Source organism: Paraburkholderia sp. BR10954, from assembly GCF_040965775.1.
In the GTDB taxonomy this organism is placed as follows: domain Bacteria; phylum Pseudomonadota; class Gammaproteobacteria; order Burkholderiales; family Burkholderiaceae; genus Paraburkholderia; species Paraburkholderia youngii.
The window spans coordinates 58,674-77,058 of the sequence record NZ_JBFRCK010000019.1; the positions used below are offsets into that span (position 1 = coordinate 58,674).

Genomic DNA, 18,385 nt, shown 5'->3' on the forward strand with positions numbered 1-18,385 from the left:
GTAAGGCGGCGCAACCCTATGCGCTGTCGCGCCAGCGTTGCGGGTTCGGTGGACGGTCCAGTCCGAGATGCTCGCGCAGCGTCGTGCCCTCGTATTCGCTACGAAAGATGCCGCGCTGCTGCAGGATAGGCACGACGCCATCGACGAAATCTCGTAATCCGCCGGGCAGCGCATCGGGCATCAGGTTGAAGCCATCGGCCGCGCCGCCGTCGAACCAGCGCTCGATGTCGTCCGCGATCTGCTCTGGCGTGCCGACGATCACCCGGTGACCGGTGCCGCCCGCCAGCGCACGGATCAGGTCTCGTACGGTGTGACCATGACGGCGCGCCTCGGCGAGCGTCGCGTGAAAGAACGTGAGGTTTCCGTTGCCGCCGCCGGGCAGCGCGAGGTCGTCGGGCAACGGCGCGTCGAGCGTCAGACGCTCTACGTCGATGCCCAGCGTACCCGCGAGGCGGTTCAGGCTGTAGCGCCACGGAATCTGCTCGACGAGTTCATCGCGCCGGCGCAATGCTTCGCTGTGAGTCGCGCCGATGATCGTCGTCAGACCGGCGAGCACCTTGACGGGCGGGCGGCCATAGGCGGCTGCCCGCTCGTTCAGATCGCGCCGGTAAGCCGCCGATTCCTCGAATGATTGCGACGCGGAAAAGACCGCTTCCGCATGACGGGCTGCCAGCTCCCGGCCATCTGCCGACGCCCCCGCCTGCACCACCACAGGATGCCCTTGCGGGGAGCGCGGGAGGTTCAGCGGCCCTTGTACGTCGAAGTAGCGGCCGCGATGCGCGATCGCATGCACTTTTGCAACGTCGACGAAACGGCCGCGGGCTTTGTCGCCGACGAACGCGTCGTCCTCCCAGCTATCCCATAGCGCCTTGACCACTTCGGTGAATTCGGCGGCCCGCTCGTAGCGTTGCGCATGGTTCGGTACCGCGTCGCGGCCGAAATTGCGCGCCGATGGCAGGTCGGCGGTGGTCACGACGTTCCAGCCGGCGCGGCCGTTGCTGACGTGATCGAGCGTCGCAAAGCGCCGGGCGATGTTGTACGGCTCGTTGTAGCTGGTCGATGCGGTGCCGATCACTCCGATGTGCGTCGTCGCCGCCGCGATGCTGGCGAGCAGTACCGTCGGTTCAAGCGCGGTGATCGGGCGGAAGTCGATCTGGTCGACGATCGCTGCATTGTCGGCGAGGAATACCGCGTCGAGCTTGCCGGCCTCGGCGATCCGCGCGACGCGAACGTAGTGATCCACATCGACGAACGCGCGTGGCTCGGCCTCGTCAAGCCGCCATGCCGAGGGCACGAAACCTGAGTGCAGAATGTTGACGTTTAGATGCAGGCGGCGCCGCGCGGCGCGTGCCGGAAGACGACTCATCAGCGATGTCCTCGCGTTGGATCAGTGGACTTTCGGAAAACCGTGCCGCTCGGCGAGCAGGTCGAGAATGCGGCGCGGATCGGTGACGAAGCGTCGCTCCCCGAGCGAATCCGCATCGGCGGGCGCGGGCTGTTCGTCGCCGAACACGAGCGCGGGCAGCCCCTGATGCGCTTCATCGAGCGCTTCGATCACGGCCTTGCGAGGCCGCTCGAACGGCACGCGCAGCACGTCGAGCCGTCCGACGCGCGCGGGGTCGCTCGCAAGCAGCCCTTCGATCGGCGCGCCATGCGGACAGATAAAGCGTTCGCCGGGATGATGCGGGTCGGTGAATCCTGGTTCCAGCAGGATCAGAAGGTCTCGGCTCATTGCGCAGGTTTCCTCAAAAATGTGCTACCGGACTGGTTGGCAGGCTGGCGGCGCTGTCTCGCCGCCAGGAGAATCGCGGATTGATATGCCCCACTCGGCGTTGGTTAGAACACGCGTCCTTCCGTCAGATGCGTCGTCACGCCGTTCAGTTCGTAATCGCCGATCACGCGAGCCTTATGCAACAGCGGGTTGTGGTTGAAGATCGTGCGCAGATTGCGCCAGTGCCGGTCGTAGTTGTGCGCGCGCGACGTCGCCGACGCACCGCCCGCCTCAAACATGCGCTCCGCCGCGTAAAGCGCGAGCTTGCTGACGACCAGCTGAGTGCGTGCAGTCGCGAGCGCGCCATCCAGCACCAGCGCCGGCGCATCGGCGGTGCCCTCGCGGATCGCCCGCGCCGAGCGGTCGAGCACGCGTGCGTTATCACGAACTAGCGCATCGATCGTATGGCTATGCGCACCCAGATCGCCGATCACCTGCTGGATGAAGGCATCCTCGCGCGCGGAAGGCGCGGGGCTGTGCAACGCGGGACGGCCATGCCGCAACACATAGTGCTTCGCATCGGCGACGACGTTGCGCACGATGCCTGCCGCCACCGCCACCAGATGCAGTTGCCGCAGCGCGCCGCCGTGACGCCCAACGAGCGTCGTCTGCACGCGCGGCGTCACTTCGTCGTCGCGAACCAGCAGGTTGTCGAATTCGAGGCTGCCGCTTGCCGTCATGCGTTGCCCCATGCCGTCCCAATCGTCGAGGACGCGCAAGCCTTCGCGCTTCACCGGCACGATCGCGAGCACCGGGTCGCCGTTCTCGTCTTGCAGGTTCAGGCGCGCGAAGTCGGAGAACGCCGTGCCGGTCGCGTAGTACTTGCGGCCGCTTAGGCGGTAGTGCACACCGTCGGGGCGCAGCTGGGTCGTGATTTCGCCGGGGCGCGCGGTGCCCAGTTCAGTGGAGGCGCCGCCGAAAATCGCGCCATCGGCGATGCGCTGAATCTGGATCTCGTTGAACGGCGTGCGTGGCGACAACAGCAACGCTTCGACCTGATCGAAGTGGATGCGCAGTGCGTGCGCGAGATTGCTGTCCGCGGCCGCAAGCGTCGCGATAACTTCGAACTCGTCCTCGAGCGAACCGCCGAGTCCGCCCCATTCGAGCGGCAGGCGCAGGCGTGTGAGCCCGGAGCGGCGGAACAATGCGAAACCGTCGAACGGCAATTCGCGGCGCGCCTCCCGTGACGCGGCGTCTTGCGCAAGGGCGTGCGCGAGCGCGGGTAGCGACGCGAGCGCGGTTTTTAGGCGCTCCTGCGCAGCGGTGTTATGTTGATCGGATTCAGCCATTCGTCGTTCCTCGTACTGGACAGGCAGACCGGCATACTTGCGCCGGGCGTCGGACTTCATCGACAGGACAGCGTGCCAGTATAGGGACGCGTATCGGTGCGGATAACAACCGATTTGCGCTTACGTTATTCGCCTGCCTGCAATGACAATGCGACGACCTCCATGCGCGGCGCAAAAGCCGTCACGCCCGCTTGTCGCATCGCGGACGGCTGCCAAAGAGATGTCACCCGAGCGTCGACGGTGACGTGAGGATGAAGGTCCGCTTTACGGCTGAATATACAGATCGGCGAAGCTGCCGCGAATCCCCTCACCCGTCGGCGCATAGTCCTTCACATTCTTCGCAACGATCATGATGCTGGGATTCGCGCCGAACTCGATCGATGGGATGTCCTTCTTGACGAACTCAGGTTCCAGCAGGCACTCGCCAGTGATCGCTTGTACCGGGCACTGCCCCGAGGCCCGGTACATGGCGACCTGTCTCGCGATAACGTCTTGTTCGCCTCTGCGGCCGGCTCGGACAACCGAACCGGCGTGGAAAAGCTGTCGGGCTTTTTCGATTTTTACTTCGCGGGAACCGATGTATTCATATGACTGGTGCATCGATCGCCAGTCCGGAGCACTGCTGCCCGCCATGGCCACTGCCTTCGTCGAAGCTTATGAGCGCGCTCGCCCGTTCAGCTCGCTGGAGCGACGCTACTTGCCCGCAGTGCTCAGAGCGGCGGCTTTGAGGTTTTGGCTATCGCGCCTGGAGGATTTTCACTTCCCCCGCGAATCGGCATTGCTCCATGCACATGACCCGGATCACTTCTTTCGCGTGCTGTGCCGTCACCGGTGCTCATCACTTTCCTCATCCCAGGACGCAAACACGTTGACATGATGAAAAAGGCTTATCAATTGCGCGATCTGATTCGAGCCGACAATTTCATCAATGGCGAGTGGGTTCCCGCCGCAAGCGGCAAGCGCTTTGCCGTGACCGATCCGGCAACGGGCGAAATCATCACTGAAGTCGCGGACAGCGGCCCTGCCGATGCGCAAGCCGCCACCGATGCGGCCGCGCGCGCCTTCCCCGCCTGGCGGGATACCTTGCCGAAGGAGCGCGCCGCCGTCCTGCATCGCTGGCATGCACTGATCGTTGAACACGCGGATACGCTCGGGCATCTCATCTCGCTTGAACAGGGGAAGCCATTTTTGGAAGGGCGTGGCGAGGTCATGTACGGTGCGTCATACGTCGCATGGTTCGCCAATGAAGCAACACGAATCTACGGCGATATGATTCCGCAGCAGCAGCAGCAGCGCGGCAAGCGCATGAGCGCGGTGAAGGAACCGGTAGGGATCGTCGCGGCAATTACGCCGTGGAATTTTCCGCTCGCGATGATCGCGCGCAAGATCGCCCCGGCGCTCGCGGCAGGCTGCACGGTTGTCGGCAAGCCGGCTGAGGACACGCCGTTCACCGCGTTCGCGCTGGTCCTCCTCGCACACGAAGCAGGCGTTCCCGCAGGCGTGCTCAATCTCATCAGTACGTCGCGAGACAACGCGTTTGAGTCCGTCAAAGACTGATTGGACGACGGACACGTGCGCAAGATCACTTTCACCGGTTCAACGCCGGTAGGCAAGTATCTGGCGCGCGAGTCGGCGGGGACGCTGAAAAAGCTTTCGCTCGAACTAGGCGGCAATGCGCCTTTCATCGTGTTCGACGACGCGGATCTCGAGGCCGCCGTCGCGGGGCTCATGGCATCGAAGTTTCGCAACGGCGGGCAGACGTGCGTCTCCCCGAATCGCGTGTACGTGCAAGCGCCGGTATACGATAGGTTCGCCGATCTGCTCACCAAGCGCGTCGCCTTCCCTTGCATGGAAGCCGTGGCTGTCAGCGTAGTCGATGCACCGCATCGCACACGACAACTTGTGCAAACGGTGGCGAGAAACGATGCGTTCGCCAAGTGCAAAGCAATGGACCGCGCACACTGAAGGGGCATGCGGATGACGAACGGCAATTTAGCCGACGGGCGGCCCCAGTTTCATCGATCAGGATGCTGACAAATCTGCGCGGACGCCAGCCGATTTCCTATACTGCATCGACTGGCCCCCTACCCTGGAGTGAACATGAGCGTGATGAAAGGTCGTGTCGGGCGCACGAGTCCGATGGGCGCATCGCTTACGACGGATGGCACCGGCTTTCGCACATGGGCGCCCAACGCAACGGCCGTGTTCGTCGTGGCGGGTGCGGCGCTCGAACCGACGCTCGCGCAAGCAGGCTGGCAGCCCGCGTCGGATGACGCAATGGAGCCGCTCGGCGATGGAACGTGGGGCGGCTTGCTGCTGTCGATCAAGGAAGGTGATCCTTACCTGTTCTACGTCGAAGGTGTGGGCGGCAGCGGATGGAAACGCGATCCCTTCGCGCGCGAACTCAGCTTTGCTCCAGCCTATCCGGCTTCCTGGTGCCTCGTGCGCGAGCCGGCGACTTATCCGTGGCATGACAGCGCGTGGCAACCTCCCGCCTTGCGCGAGTTGATCGTCTACCAGTTGCATGTCGGCACATGGTGGGCGGAAGACGAGCGAGGCAATGACGCGCGCGCCGTACGCAGCGGTACGTTCCTCGATGTTGTGGCGAACCTCGACTACCTGCTCGCCCTCGGCATCAACGCCATCCAGCTACTACCGATCCAGGAGTTCGAAACGGGTTATAGCTTGGGGTACAACGGCACGGATCCGTATTCCCCCGAAATTCCCTATTGCGTTTCACCCGACGACCTGCGCTGGCGGCTTGCCGAAATCAACGCGATGCTCGCCGGTAAAGGTCAGCCGGCGCTGACGCAAACGGACCTGACACCGGGAATCAACCAGCTCAAATGCCTCATCGATCTGTGCCATTTGAAGGGCATCGCTGTGATTCTCGATCAGGTGTATAACCACGCGTTCGGCCACGATAGCCGGGGCATGTTCGACCCCAGAAGTATCTGGTTCTACGACTGCCAGCAAGGTCCTGATCCCAATCGAAGTCTCTACTTTACTGACCAGACATGGATAGGACCGATCTTCGCCTATTGGCAAGACGGGGTCTGTCAGTTCCTGATCGACAATGCGCGGTTCTATCTGACCGAGTATCACGTCGACGGCCTTCGTTATGACGAAGTCAGTGCCATTGTGAATCACGGCGGTGAAACGTTCGCGCAACACCTGAGCGAAACCGTGCGCGCGACGCGACGCTCGGTGGTGCAGATTGCGGAGTACTGGAACGGCGATCGGCCACGCGCGGTCGAGCCGCCTCCTGGCGGCTTGGGCTTCGACGCCGAACTCGCGGACGGCATGCGAGACAGTGTGCGTGCACTGCTCAAACAGAGCAGTTACGGTTTGTCGGCGAGCCTCGACCTGTCCGCAGTCGCAGACGCTTTGATGGCGACACCCGTCGAGGCATGGAAGCTCAACACGTGCCTCGAAAATCACGATCTGACCTACGCGGGCCATGTCGGCGCAGCGCGGCTGCCGTTTCTCGCGGATTCGAGCGACCGTCGCTCGTGGTATGCACGCAGCCGCGTACGCGCGGCCACGACGCTACTGCTTTGCGCGCCGGGCATTCCACTGTTGTTCATGGGCCAGGAGTGCCTGGAAGACAAGAACTGGAGCGACGACCGCAGCACTAACGGACTTATCTACTGGGCGGGGCTGACGGCGGCGGACCCGTCGATGCGCGATTTTCTGCGTTGCTCGACGGATCTCGTACACTTGCGGCTCGCGTTGCCGGCACTATCCTCCACAAGCGTGCGCGTATCCCGCGCGAACGATTTCGACCGCGTGCTGGTCATGCATCGCTGGATCGAAGGTGTCGGCAGCGACGTGATCGTCGTGGTGAGCTTCGACGAACTCCCCAAGCATGCATATCAGATCGGACTGCCGACGGCAGGGACGTGGCGCGAAGTGTTCAATAGCGACGTCTACGACGGCTATCCGAATCCCTCACCGGTTGGCAATGGTGGCAGTGTCGACGCATCTGGGCCGCCATTGGATGGTTTTGTGGTGTCCGCATGGCTCGAGGTGCCCGCGACCGGCTCACTCGTTTTCGCGAGGGGCTGATCCCGACCGTCGACTGCCTGACAGCTTGGGTTAGCGTGGTTTGCAGGGAATTGGTCAAGCCAAGAGCTCAAAAACGGAAACGACATCTTCGATTGCTTGAGACCATGTCGCAGCTCAGTTTCCGAACGCGTTCCCCGCGGCAAAGCTGTTTTCAACACGCGTAAGGGTCCTGCGTCCGCTGAACTGAAGTGCCCTCGATTTGCGCCTGGCGATGCCCTACCCCGGAAGGGCCCCCGTCGTACCGGGTTGTTTGCTTTTGCGGCGCAGTTCTTCGGTCGTTTCGCCTCCGCCGTCCGGCAGCCAGCCCCGGCGGCTGAATCACGTGATTGATCGCGATCCACGGGCTCTTCGCGTTGAACATATCGCGAACCAGCGTGGCCCAGTGCTCGAACTCGACGACGAGCGGGTTGCGCGACGTGATCGGCGTCACGAGACCGTAGTGACACGGTTCGTCAGCGCTTCTTCCACGTGGGATGGCGGCCGCCGCCGTGACCGCGCACGCGGCAAGAGTCGTGTAATCGTTAATGGCGCGTCTCGCGCCGACTGAAGGGTCCGGCGGAAAATAGGGGCACCCCCACGCCGACGCTCCCTTCTACGTAATGTGAACCGGTCAGGGAACCCTCCGCCCGGAGCACAGAATTGGACGGGCATGGGACCGCGTAGCAGCTTCAATCCCACCTCGATAAATGGAAACCGCTTTCGTTAATGGAGCGTGCGGTTAGAAAAGACGTTCGAGGATTGCCGTGCTGCGGGACCGATTTTTGCTGCGCCGGATATCGCCGGGCACATCGTACGCGGCAAACATGCGCGCTTTGTCGATCACTAGTGTTAGCGAGCTTTTGGCGGAAGGCGAAACCGCGCCCAGTTCGACAGTCGGAGTGATGCACTTGGGTAAGTTGCCCCGCCGAGGAGACGACAATGACAACGAAGGCTTTGGGCCGGCGGTTCGTGCCGGCGTTTGTACTAGCGATCGGCCTTGCCGGGTGTGGCGGTAGTGGCGATCCGGCCGGAACATCGGCACAGGAGAAGGCGGTAGCCGGCTCCGCGGGTCTAACCTCGGACAGTGCGTCGGCCCCTTCCGCAATCGTCAAGCTACAGCGCTACAACATTGATCCGGCGAAAGTCTTCGTCGCGGGTATCTCCTCTGGCGGTTTCGCGGCAGTGCAGATGCACGTTGCTCACTCGTCTACCTTCAAAGGAGCCGCCGTGTACGCTGGCGGGGTGTATTGGTGTGCAGGCGCCGGAGGAGCCGCTACGGCTTTGGCGAACTGTGGCGGCGAGACGCTTCCGACCAATCAGGCGTCGTATAACAGCACGCTGGTGCCATCCGAGGCGTACCTTGACGCGCAATCGTCCCTCGGGACCATCGACCCGGCGACGAATCTGCGTGGACAGCCGGTCTATCTGTGGTCCGGCACGCTGGACGAGGTCGTCAATCCACGTGAGATGGCCGACCTCGACTCGGAGTACGCACATTACGGAGCGAACGTCCATTTTGACAATATGTTTCCCGCCGAGCACGGCTGGGAATCGCCTGACGGCGAACTTGCGTGCGGCACTCTCGGGAGTCCCTACATGGTGCGCTGTTCGGCCAATGGCGAAGTCTACGATTCAGTCAAAACGTGGTTGACGATGTTCCTCGGCCCATTGAAACCGCGCGAAAACGGAGCGCTGAAGGGTACGCTGTCTTCATTCGATCAAACGGAGTTCGGGGCGTCCGAAAACGTTTCGATGAGTTCCACAGGCAGCGTTTTTGTTCCCCAAGCCTGCGCGAAGGGCGAAACGTGTGGATTCGTGCTCGCTCTGCACGGCTGTCTGCAGGAGGCATCACTGATCGGCAACCGCTGGGTCACCGAGGCCGGCATCAACGAATGGGCCGACACGAACAAGCTTGTGGTCGTGTATCCCGACACGTTCGCGTCGTCTGCGCCGGGGCCGACCAACCCGAACGCATGCTTCGACTGGTGGGGCTACTCCAATCAATACGACCCGAACTACGCGCTCAAGAGCGGCTTGCAGATGTCCGTGCTCTACGGGATGGTGCAACGCGTGACTGGCCGACCGTAGGGTCGTCCTGGTACGGTTCGACCCGGGCGCCGATGGCCGCCGACAACACTATCAACGGAGCGGATTTCGGTTTATTTCAGTCCACCGTCCCCCTCCTCTGCCTCCTCCGCCCCCGTTCCAGGATTATGAGCGGCGGCTAACTATGTGGGCCACAAGTTGAACGGTTACTTCGGTGCAAACTGTGATGGCCTCGTTGCGGCTGAGAAGATTGATCAAGAATTCGCAGTTGGCGAATTCAAGCATTCCGATGGCAAGCGCGCCAGCGGCGGGACAACCAATCTTCCCGCTTACGGGATCTGACCTGTGGCGTCTGACAGCAAGAGGTCCACTTACCGAAACCCATGAGTATCCCGGCACGAACTCTCCCATTGGGTGCGGTGAAAATTCTTTGTATTACTTCACATTTACGATCTCACGTGCGCGTCCATAACTTATAGCGCCCGTGATATCTTTGTGCTCCTCTGGAGTGGCGCATGCATGTGTTCAAAGTGCTACGCGGACGACGTCTCACGGTCTTCACATGCTCGGGTGACCTTTTCGCCCGCCTGCGTTCGAACTGACCGTGGCGGTAATTGCAGATTGTCACTTAGAGCCAACAGTGAACATTGTGGCTGGCGGACTTGCCGGCAGGCGCAGGTCTATGGTCGACCGTTCATCCCCAAGAGGTGACCTTCGCCCAATAGGGGATCCGCCGGCCGAACTGGGTCGACTTGCCGCGATCATCCGTTGCGGGCCGGCAAAAGATTCTCAATTCAGCTACCGGACCGGTTTGGCCAACTGGGGGCAGAAGACGAGACGCCCAAATCGCTCCGTGCTCCACAAATATCGGCCTATCTGTCGTTGGCCAACCTTAAACGGATCTCGGCAGCAGAAAGGTCGCGCTGATGTGTGGCAATCTGCCATCTGTTTCCCCACGGATCTCTTACCATCGCTCGCCTGTCGCCGTATGGCATGTCGGTCGGAACTTCGAGTGAGATCGCATTCGCCGCAATCGCCCGCTCGTAGGTCGAATCGGCGTCCTCGACGTAGACATACAGAAACGCCGGCATCGGATCGCGAAGGCCGTCTCCGCCGCTAACCATCACCACAGAATCGCCGATCATGATTTCGGCAGGCCGCCCGTGATGGAATTCGCCCTCTGCCTGAAACACCATCTTGATGAATGTGATCAGGTTTTCCGGATCGCTTACGACGATTCGGGGCGTGACGGTATGCCATCCATCGGGCCGAAATTTAGACATGTTGGGTATGCTCGGAAGAGATTCGCAAGGGCATTGTCCTCCGAGCGCCGGATGTCCGCAAAGGGTGGTCGGGCTCAGCCGACCAAGTCGGACAGCACTCGGCCAGCTGCAACCTTTCGCCGCCGATAGCAGTCTGCCACTCGCGTGACCGTCATGCTTCGTCATCGGTCAGACGGCCGTGGAGACCCCAATGTACTCACTCGGGGCTTCTACCGGGCTGTGTCAGCCTTATCGGCGCTCCGGTCCCTGCACCTTCAGGTTGTAAGTGAAGTCCGTGTCGTCCCGCTTCCCACCGCAACGCGTTCGCCCGCCTCAGTGTTTGCAAATGCGGCGCAGGGTATGGTTCTTGCGCACTCGTAGCGATACCCGCGAATTTTCTCCCAATGTTCGACCGCGAGTCTCGCGGCTCGCGGCGGAAGCTTTGATACGGTTCAACTATGACGATCAGCACAAGCCCCGCTGCGGCTCGGCACATGGAGCACGATGCCAGCCATTTCGTCCAGTTCTACGAGTCCGACCTCGAATTGATCGAAGACGTCGGTGCGTTTTTGCAACGCGCGCTGAACGCGGGCGGGGTTGCAATCGCGATCGCCACCGCCGATCACATTGCCTCGATGGCATTACGGCTCGACGCGGCCGACGCTGCCAGGCGTTGTAAGGACGATGCCATTTTCGTCGACGCGCACACGGCGCTCGACGGCTTCATGGTCGACGGGTGGCCAGACGAAGCGCGCTTCATGTCGACGGTCGGGGCGCTCGTCGCGCGGACCGTGCGACGGGGGCAGCCGGTGCACGCGTTCGGTGAGATGGTCGCGATCCTGTACGCGCAGGGCCTCGGTGAAGCAGCGCTGCATCTGGAACACCTGTGGAACGGACTCGCCCGCGAGCACCGGTTCTCGCTCTTCTGCGCGTATCCGGGCCGGGAGTTCATCGGCGCCGAGCATACGCTGCTATTTCGTCACATTTGCGACGCACACCAGCACGTATTCCTTACCCGTACGTTGCGCGACGCGAGCGCTCACGACCTGCACCTGAGGCTCGCGCTCGCGCAGCAGCGGGCGACGTCGCTCGAAGACGAGATGCGCCGCCGAAAGAGCGCCGAGCTTCAGCGGGATGCCATGCTGATGAATTCGCCGATCGCGTCGGCCCTGCTGCTCGGCAACCGGCATACGTTCCAGTTGACGAATCCCCGCTATCTCGCGATGGTCGGCCGCGCGGACCTGATCGGCCTCCCTTATCTCGACGCATTTCCGGAGGAGGCGGGCGGCGCGACTGTCGCCGCGCTGCAGCGCGTATTCGCCGATGGGGTGCCGATCGTCCATGAAGAGTATCGGACAAACAGGCCCGGCGACACGGACGAGCGCGTCTATACGCTTCATTTCGAACCGTTGCGCGCGTCTTCCGGAAACGTCGACGGCGTGATCCTCAGTGCGGTCGAAGTGACCGGCTATGTACGCGCACGTGAGGACGTCGAGAAGTCGCGCACCGAGCGCGAAGCACTGCTCGCGGATCTGCGCAACGCGAACGGTGCAAAAGATCGATTTCTCGCGATGCTCGGCCATGAGCTTCGCAATCCGCTCGCGCCGATCTCGACGGCGCTCGCGCTCGTGCGCAAGCAGAACGGCGGCAAGACCGACAAACAACACGAGATCATCGAGCGTCAAGTGGCGCATCTATCGAGGCTCGTGGAGGACCTGCTGGACGTGAGTCGCATAACCCGCGGCCCTATCGAACTGGCGCGCGAGCCCGTGCCGATCGCGACGGTGCTCGCGCGCGCGGTCGAGGCAGCGAACCCCGTGCTCGAACAGCGCTCGCAGACCTTGTCGCTGGACCTCGCAGACGATGGCGGCATCGTTTGCGGTGACGCATTCCGTCTCACTCAGGTGTTCGGTAACCTGCTGAACAACGCGGCAAAGTTTACGCAGACGGGTGGGCGCATTCATGTGAAAGCCGTGACGAGCGCCACCGAAATCGTCGTGTCGGTGGCGGATAACGGCGTCGGAATCAGCCGGGATTTGATGCCGCGCATGTTTTCGTTTTTCGAGCAGGGAGAGACGACGATCGACCGCTCGAACGGCGGGCTCGGGGTTGGTCTGGCGCTGGTGAAGAACTTTGTCGAGTTGCACGGTGGCACGGTCGTCGCAAGCAGCGACGGACCGGGTAGGGGCGCGACGTTCACCGTCACTCTCCCGCTCGCACCGGCGCCCACGACCGACTGCGTGGAGCAGCCGGCCATGCCGCATCCGGTCGGCAACGGAGCGCGTGTGCTGCTGGTCGACGACAACAAGGACGGCCTCATGGCGATGGAAGCTTATCTCGTCGAGATGGGCTTCCACGTAGCGACGGCGACCGATCCGGCGACCGCGCTCGAGGCGGCGGCGGCATTCTCGCCGGCGTTCGCGATACTCGACATTGGTTTGCCCGGAATGGACGGTTATCAGCTCGCCCGCGCGCTGCGCGCACAGCACACGGTAGCGCCTGTGAGGATGTTCGCGCTGACCGGCTACGGACTGACCGACGACCGCAGGCGTTCGAACGAAGCAGGATTCGAGCGGCATTTCGTCAAGCCGGTTGCGCTTGCGGAACTAGTCGAAGCGCTAACCGGAGCATCCCGCGCGGAGCGGGCTTCGGTGTAATGGATCTCTTCAAATCAGTTCGCTATTTTAATGTTTATACAAAAGGCAGCGTTATCTGAATAGAAGGCACTTGTTGACAACGGTTGGATCAGGGGACATCCGCTCACGCAAGTGAAGAGGATCCAGTTGCGGGGAATATGGCTACTTTCCAGACTCACCGACAGATGCTGCCCTACCCCTCGTGCGCGTGGTATCCATTCCAACATGATTGCCGCAATAGGGCGGGTTATGGCGACATTCCGCACGCCCATGTCCGGACAGCCAGATCCCGTCGCTGCCCGATGTGACGTGTCCCGCTACCCTTGTTCGTTATGACGTCGCTTCAATGGCGGCTTCCGAGGTATGACGGCCGTCGATGTCGACATCGGGATCGGCAGCAGTTCGGCCAATGCCGACGTTGAACGAACGCCGCTCACGCGGCTGGTCAACGACTCGGACCGGTCATTCGTCAGAAGCCCGAATCGAACGGCGGCGACTATTCTGACGAATGGGTGAAATCGACCCGGAGGCGACACTCACAATCCCCCACAGCGGCCATTCAGATTGGCGACAAAGTACGCCCAGTGCGGTTTGAGCAGAGCCCGATTGGCCCCCACTCGTTGCGCGCGATGGCCAATACTGTCGTGGTGCACTCGCGGCCCTTGAAGCGTCGATCATTCACGCGTTCTGATTCAACACGCTTTCCAACCGTTTTGCAGAGCCTTATCGCCGCCGTGTTCTCCGACGTCTCCGCAAGGATTCGCTGAACTGCGAATCCGAGGAAGCCAAATTCCAGCGAGGCGACCATTAAGTGATTGTGCTTATATCGCCCCAATGCATTGTCATGCGATCTGCTGAACCCATTGACTCCGCCAATGCGGCGCTTCAAAGGGATCTGAAAAGTACTGGGTCTCGTGAATGACCTTCCCGTTGCGGAACTCCATAATGCTTACCGTGTAAGCCGGCCGCCCGTTATAGGTGATGGAGTATTCCGTGATCCATAGATTACCTTCTCCTTGAATTCGCCTGACATCGAAACCTGCTGGCTTGCCTGGATGATGACTCCGCAGTGCCTGCAAATTCATTCGCCCCAGGATTCGTTCACCCGACTGGGGATAGTCACAGATGGCATCGTCAACGTAAATATCGTGTTCTGCGTCGAGATCGCCGGCCGCCGACGCTTGCCAGTGCGCATTCAGGGCTTCACGTATTTTCTCTTCCTGCATGGAGTGCCTCCGGCTACCGTTTACGTTCACCTATTGCGTGCGTCGGGGAATAAACCCGGGCGCCCGTCCTGACGACATCGAGACTCCACGAAGCATGTGCTCAATCGGGGTCTCAACTTCATAGTGATGGGCAGTTGCTAGCAAGGGGACGACTTCACGAATTGTGTACGATCTTCGAGTCGGTGTCGAACGACCGTTTCTGGCCGGTTGTACGCATTCAGCTCCCGTCATTTGAAAGCCGCCGTTCCCTACGGCAGCGGCAGCTTTGTGACGCCGTATCTGAATGGGTACAACCGGCCATCTTCGGCCAATCGCCCGCATCGCGAACAAGGTGGGAAGGGATTACGGGGCAGAACGGCTGCGGCGATGTTCGAACGCATACGCCGGCCTCGCGCCGGTCACCGAAGGCGTTCTGGCACGGCCACGGCGCGTCATCTGCCCATGCTCGCGCAGCACGCGGGCGAAGGTCGATTCGCTGCCGATGTACACGCCTTCGTCAGCCAGCATCGGCACGATGCGCGCCGGCGGCATGTCGGCAAAGCGCGACCCATTGGCAACGCGCAGCACGTTTGCCCGCTCCTCCGGACTCAAGGCGTGCGCGGGCAGCGGGCGGGTCGCGCCGGGCCGGGCGTCGCCCTTGACGAGCCCCTCACAGGCCTTCCAGCGCTGCAGGGTACGAACATCAATTCCGGCGCACTCGCACGCCAGACGCAGGCGTGCGCCAGCCACATTTGCCGATTCGATTTCCCGGGCCAGTCGTTGGCGATCCTCGAGGCCGATCATTCGTCCTCGCCCTTGTCTGTGTTGAAGATCGCCCCGAGTTTTTTGAATGTCTTTCCGTAACGCGCCAACTCGTTCTCTCTTTATCGCCCCCAGATCCAAGTTTATCCAGGCGACAACCATTCTGACGCGGGGGAAGATGATCGGTCTCCTAGGGCGACGAACCGCCACCTGACATGTCGCAGCGCGCTCAGTGGGTGCGCCGTGGCGGGCGGAACCGCATATCCACTCAACGCAGCCAGAATGCAGGGCCGCCATCGAGCCGCACTCAGATACGGATGTTCGTTGCCCCAGTCCGTCAGTTCGTTCGGTTGCGCATCCCGGTTACAGCTGGCTGGAATTATTTTTTCGCGAGAAAGCACTTGCTGCAGTTCTTACGAGCGTCCTGCGCCGTCCCCCTCAAAGCTTCACGCAAAAGATTCGATTGGTGTAACCGGCGTTCAGAATCAGGCGAATTAGCTGGTGTATCCACGACGGATACCACTCAACTCAATCACTGGAGAACGTCCATGTCCGCAAAAACCACTGTTAGTTCGGCCCTGCTCGCAGGTGCCATTGCAAGCCTCCTCGCTTCGGTCGCTCATGCCGCGCCGCTCACGAAGGAAGAAGTGAGCGCCGCCATGGCCGCACACAAGGAAAAGTGTTTCGGCGTCGCGCTAAAGGGGCAAAACGACTGCGCCGCCGGTCCAGGCACAACCTGCCAGGGAACGTCGACGGTCGACTTCCAGGGCAACTCGTGGAAATTCGTCCAGGGCGGCACCTGCGCGAGCATCGTCGTGCCGGGCGGTGGCCACGGTTCGCTCACGGCGATCAAGTCCTGATCTCGACTTCGACGAAAGGGGGGGACGGTCATGAGCACCTCCACGCAATCAGCGGCGAGTTCCGGCCGTCCCCTTCGCGCAGCGCCGGGGGCGGCCGGACTTGCGGGCACCAGCTTCAAGCACGAACATTTCGCGGCGATTCTCGAACACGGGCTGCAGGACGGCTTCTTCGAAGTACACGCAGAGAACTATATGGGCGCTGGCGGGTTTCCGCACCACGCGTTGAGCGCAATCCGCGAGCGCTATCCGGTCTCGCTGCACGGTGTATGCATGTCGATCGGCGGACCGGATGGGCTCGACGCCGGCCACCTCGCGCGCTTTGGAGAACTGGTCGCGCGCTACGAACCAGCGCTCGTTTCCGAACATCTCGCGTGGTCCTCGCACGGTGGTACGTTCTTCAGCGATCTGCTGCCACTGCCTTACACGAGGGCGACGCTCGACCAGGTCTGCGAGCACATCGATCAAGTGCAGGAAGCCATTGGACGTCCGATGCTGCTCGAGAATCCATCGACGTACGTGGCGTTCGCCTCGTCGACGATGACCGAAACTGAGTTCATCCGTGCTCTCGCACAGCGCACTGGCTGCGGGCTGCTGCTCGACGTCAACAACGTTTTCGTCTCGGCGACCAATCACGGTTATCAAGCACGCGCTTATCTCGCGGATTTTCCTCTCGAATATGTCGGCGAGATTCACCTGGCCGGCCACAGCGAGCAACACGACGACGAACACGCGCCGTTGCTCATCGACAGCCACGACCGCGCCGTAGCCGATCAGGTATGGGCGCTCTACCGCGATGTGATCGCGCGCACCGGACCGATGCCCACGCTGATCGAATGGGACAGCCAGTTGCCTGCATGGTCCGAACTGCGCGCACAAGCACTGGCGGCCCGGAGAATTGTTTGTGAATTTGCCGGCAAGGATGCAACAGAGTCCGATATATATCACCTGGAGCGCGTCGGCCATGAAGCCTGAGCAATCCACGATCGACTACGCGACGGCCTTCGCGCCGGGACTGACGAACCCCGAACTCGCCACGCCGACAGGCATCGTGGCTGGGCACGGCAAGGGCATCGTCCGGCGCTACAACGTCTATCGCAACAACGTCACGGTCAGCCTCATCGATGCGCTGGCCGCGATCTATCCGGCCGTGCAGCGCATCACGGGCGTCGAGTTCTTCCGCGCGATGGCCCGCTTTCACGTGCGAGCAACGCCACCGGCTTCACCGCTGTTGTTCGAGTACGGACGCGATTTTCCGTCGTTCATCGAAACCTACGAATACGCACGTCACATGCCCTGGCTTGCGGATACAGCACGCATCGAGCGCGCGTGGCTAGACGCGTATCACGCCGCGGATGCCGTACCGCTCACGGCCGAGGCATTCGCGAGCATCGATCCGGGTTCGCTCGCGCAGGTGCGCTTCGTCCCGCATCCGGCCGCGCGCATCGTGCGCTCGCGCTACCCGGCCGTCGCGATCTTCGCAATGAACCGGGCGCCCGGCCCCGTCACCGCGCTGCATTCGAGCGACGCAGAAGACGCGCTCGTCACGCGGCCCGAATACGACGTGACTGTCCGGCGCCTGCCCGCGGGCCGCGCGGCGTTTCTCGTAGCACTCCTCGAGGGCATCCCGCTCGGCGCCGCCGCGCAGGCCGCCTTCGATGAGAGCGACACCTTCGATCTGGCGGCCAGCCTGGCCTCGATGATTTCGGCCGGCGTGTTCGCCGCCGTTCAACTGGGAGCGTAATCACCATGCAAACTCGACAAGACTCCAGACCGTCCTTTGCGGGCAACGTCGCGCACGCGATCGGATGCGCCCGGCGCTTCATCGAACGGCTCGCACAACCATCGTTCGTGCAACTCGTGCTGCGCCTCGCGCTGGCAGTGCCCTTCTGGAAATCGGGCATCCTCAAGTGGCACGGTTTCCTGCAGCTCAACGACACGGCCATCGATCTTTTCACCGACGAATTCAAGCTCCATCTTCCCGGCGGCCCGTATCCGTTCCCGGCGCCCGCCCTTTTCGCGTTCCTCTCCGCGTGCGGCGAGGTCGGGTTTCCGGTGCTGCTCGTGCTCGGATTCGGAACGCGCTTCGCGGCCGCCGGATTACTTCTGATGACGTGCATCATCGAACTGACAGTGCCGGACGGCTGGCCGATCCACATCACGTGGGCTGCCATGGCGCTCGGCATCGCCGCGTGGGGTCCCGGCGTGATATCGATCGATTATCTGCTCGGTGACCGCGCGTACCGCTCATGAAAACGCGAGAACCGGTCGCCCAGCGCGCGTGCGACGTGTCGCCCGTCGAGTGCAACGCCGCCGGCCCGAGTGCGGGCCTGCTGGCCGGTGCGCAGGGATCGCTCGTCCGTTCGCTCCGTTGCCCGGAGATGGTGGTCCTGTCCTGGGGTGTTTGGTACGTGCTCGCGATCGTCATCACGACCGCAGTCGGCCCGGCCGTCGCGCCGCATTGTCTGCGCTGGTGAGCCTTGCGCCGACGCCCTGTTTGCCGTGATGGT

Annotated in this window: 14 protein-coding genes and 3 pseudogenes; 10 read left to right on the plus strand and 7 right to left on the minus strand. The window is 62.2% G+C overall.

Annotated features, from left to right (window positions below; genetic code table 11):
* Positions 1-16: 16 nt before the first annotated feature.
* The 3 genes from AB4Y34_RS24280 to AB4Y34_RS24290 form a co-directional block, all read right to left on the minus strand.
* Positions 17-1,366, minus strand: a complete 1,350-nt coding sequence (locus AB4Y34_RS24280; RefSeq protein WP_368717448.1) for an LLM class flavin-dependent oxidoreductase — start codon at positions 1,364-1,366, stop codon at positions 17-19.
* Positions 1,367-1,387: 21 nt separating this feature from the next.
* On the minus strand, positions 1,388-1,732 hold the full coding sequence (locus AB4Y34_RS24285; RefSeq protein ID WP_018436380.1) for a DUF3088 domain-containing protein: 345 nt from the start codon (positions 1,730-1,732) through the stop codon (positions 1,388-1,390).
* 104 nt (positions 1,733-1,836) lie between these two features.
* The gene (locus AB4Y34_RS24290) at positions 1,837-3,060 is read right to left on the minus strand and encodes an acyl-CoA dehydrogenase family protein (RefSeq protein ID WP_368717449.1); all 1,224 of its coding nucleotides are present in this window, start codon (positions 3,058-3,060) and stop codon (positions 1,837-1,839) included.
* 360 nt (positions 3,061-3,420) lie between these two features.
* Here AB4Y34_RS24290 and AB4Y34_RS24295 point away from each other — a divergent pair, with 360 nt between their 5' ends.
* The 3 genes and pseudogenes from AB4Y34_RS24295 (at position 3,421) to AB4Y34_RS24305 (ending at position 7,128) form a co-directional block, all read left to right on the plus strand.
* Positions 3,421-3,651 carry a phosphotransferase gene (locus AB4Y34_RS24295; protein ID WP_368717493.1) on the plus strand — a complete coding sequence of 77 codons (231 nt, stop codon included), beginning with the start codon at positions 3,421-3,423 and terminating at the stop codon, positions 3,649-3,651.
* Positions 3,652-3,936: 285 nt separating this feature from the next.
* Positions 3,937-4,896 (plus strand): annotated as a pseudogene (locus AB4Y34_RS24300) (aldehyde dehydrogenase family protein); the annotation flags it as partial.
* A gap of 264 nt (positions 4,897-5,160) precedes the next feature.
* Positions 5,161-7,128 (plus strand): alpha-amylase family glycosyl hydrolase, encoded by a 1,968-nt coding sequence (locus tag AB4Y34_RS24305; protein WP_368717450.1) that lies wholly within the window; start codon positions 5,161-5,163, stop codon positions 7,126-7,128.
* A gap of 216 nt (positions 7,129-7,344) precedes the next feature.
* Here AB4Y34_RS24305 and AB4Y34_RS24310 read toward each other — a convergent pair.
* Positions 7,345-7,585 (minus strand): annotated as a pseudogene (locus AB4Y34_RS24310) (sterol desaturase family protein); the annotation flags it as partial.
* Between the two features lie 461 nt (positions 7,586-8,046).
* On the opposite strand from AB4Y34_RS24310, the gene AB4Y34_RS24315 reads away from it, so the two are divergent.
* Positions 8,047-9,195, plus strand: a complete 1,149-nt coding sequence (locus AB4Y34_RS24315; RefSeq protein ID WP_368717451.1) for a prolyl oligopeptidase family serine peptidase — start codon at positions 8,047-8,049, stop codon at positions 9,193-9,195.
* Positions 9,196-10,025: 830 nt separating this feature from the next.
* Here AB4Y34_RS24315 and AB4Y34_RS24320 read toward each other — a convergent pair.
* The gene (locus tag AB4Y34_RS24320) at positions 10,026-10,601 is read right to left on the minus strand and encodes a VOC family protein (RefSeq protein ID WP_368717452.1); all 576 of its coding nucleotides are present in this window, start codon (positions 10,599-10,601) and stop codon (positions 10,026-10,028) included.
* A 308-nt stretch (positions 10,602-10,909) separates the two neighbouring features.
* Here AB4Y34_RS24320 and AB4Y34_RS24325 point away from each other — a divergent pair, with 308 nt between their 5' ends.
* Positions 10,910-13,072, plus strand: a complete 2,163-nt coding sequence (locus AB4Y34_RS24325; protein ID WP_368717453.1) for an ATP-binding protein — start codon at positions 10,910-10,912, stop codon at positions 13,070-13,072.
* Positions 13,073-13,893: 821 nt separating this feature from the next.
* On the opposite strand, the gene AB4Y34_RS24330 is transcribed toward AB4Y34_RS24325, so the two are convergent.
* Together AB4Y34_RS24330 and AB4Y34_RS24335 are read right to left on the minus strand one after the other, a co-directional pair.
* On the minus strand, positions 13,894-14,277 hold the full coding sequence (locus AB4Y34_RS24330; protein WP_368717454.1) for a nuclear transport factor 2 family protein: 384 nt from the start codon (positions 14,275-14,277) through the stop codon (positions 13,894-13,896).
* 405 nt (positions 14,278-14,682) lie between these two features.
* A pseudogene (locus AB4Y34_RS24335) lies at positions 14,683-15,105 on the minus strand (IS3 family transposase); the annotation flags it as partial.
* Between the two features lie 461 nt (positions 15,106-15,566).
* On the opposite strand from AB4Y34_RS24335, the gene AB4Y34_RS24340 reads away from it, so the two are divergent.
* The 5 genes from AB4Y34_RS24340 to AB4Y34_RS24360 are packed head-to-tail and all read left to right on the plus strand — an operon-like array spanning position 15,567 to position 18,352.
* Entirely contained in the window at positions 15,567-15,878 is a 312-nt protein-coding gene (locus AB4Y34_RS24340) for a DUF2282 domain-containing protein (RefSeq protein WP_176377740.1), read from the plus strand.
* Between the two features lie 30 nt (positions 15,879-15,908).
* The gene (locus AB4Y34_RS24345) at positions 15,909-16,850 is read left to right on the plus strand and encodes a DUF692 domain-containing protein (RefSeq protein ID WP_368717455.1); all 942 of its coding nucleotides are present in this window, start codon (positions 15,909-15,911) and stop codon (positions 16,848-16,850) included.
* The gene (locus tag AB4Y34_RS24350) at positions 16,840-17,619 is read left to right on the plus strand and encodes a DUF2063 domain-containing protein (RefSeq protein ID WP_368717456.1); all 780 of its coding nucleotides are present in this window, start codon (positions 16,840-16,842) and stop codon (positions 17,617-17,619) included. Before AB4Y34_RS24345 ends, AB4Y34_RS24350 begins: the two co-directional genes overlap by 11 nt.
* A gap of 5 nt (positions 17,620-17,624) precedes the next feature.
* Positions 17,625-18,128 (plus strand): DoxX family protein, encoded by a 504-nt coding sequence (locus AB4Y34_RS24355; RefSeq protein WP_254344143.1) that lies wholly within the window; start codon positions 17,625-17,627, stop codon positions 18,126-18,128.
* Entirely contained in the window at positions 18,125-18,352 is a 228-nt protein-coding gene (locus AB4Y34_RS24360) for an NrsF family protein (RefSeq protein ID WP_368717457.1), read from the plus strand. Before AB4Y34_RS24355 ends, AB4Y34_RS24360 begins: the two co-directional genes overlap by 4 nt.
* The last annotated feature ends 33 nt before the right edge of the window (positions 18,353-18,385 follow it).

Coding starts and splice junctions, on each gene's coding strand:
- AB4Y34_RS24325 (WP_368717453.1), top strand. CDS start 10,910: ATGGAGCACGATGCCAGCCATTTCGTCCAGTTCTACGAGTCCGACCTC.
- AB4Y34_RS24355 (WP_254344143.1), top strand. CDS start 17,625: ATGCAAACTCGACAAGACTCCAGACCGTCCTTTGCGGGCAACGTCGCG.
- AB4Y34_RS24345 (WP_368717455.1), top strand. CDS start 15,909: ATGAGCACCTCCACGCAATCAGCGGCGAGTTCCGGCCGTCCCCTTCGC.
- AB4Y34_RS24280 (WP_368717448.1), bottom strand. CDS start 1,366: ATGAGTCGTCTTCCGGCACGCGCCGCGCGGCGCCGCCTGCATCTAAAC.
- AB4Y34_RS24360 (WP_368717457.1), top strand. CDS start 18,125: ATGAAAACGCGAGAACCGGTCGCCCAGCGCGCGTGCGACGTGTCGCCC.
- AB4Y34_RS24290 (WP_368717449.1), bottom strand. CDS start 3,060: ATGGCTGAATCCGATCAACATAACACCGCTGCGCAGGAGCGCCTAAAA.
- AB4Y34_RS24305 (WP_368717450.1), top strand. CDS start 5,161: ATGAGCGTGATGAAAGGTCGTGTCGGGCGCACGAGTCCGATGGGCGCA.
- AB4Y34_RS24330 (WP_368717454.1), bottom strand. CDS start 14,277: ATGCAGGAAGAGAAAATACGTGAAGCCCTGAATGCGCACTGGCAAGCG.
- AB4Y34_RS24350 (WP_368717456.1), top strand. CDS start 16,840: ATGAAGCCTGAGCAATCCACGATCGACTACGCGACGGCCTTCGCGCCG.
- AB4Y34_RS24340 (WP_176377740.1), top strand. CDS start 15,567: ATGTCCGCAAAAACCACTGTTAGTTCGGCCCTGCTCGCAGGTGCCATT.
- AB4Y34_RS24315 (WP_368717451.1), top strand. CDS start 8,047: ATGACAACGAAGGCTTTGGGCCGGCGGTTCGTGCCGGCGTTTGTACTA.
- AB4Y34_RS24285 (WP_018436380.1), bottom strand. CDS start 1,732: ATGAGCCGAGACCTTCTGATCCTGCTGGAACCAGGATTCACCGACCCG.
- AB4Y34_RS24320 (WP_368717452.1), bottom strand. CDS start 10,601: ATGACGAAGCATGACGGTCACGCGAGTGGCAGACTGCTATCGGCGGCG.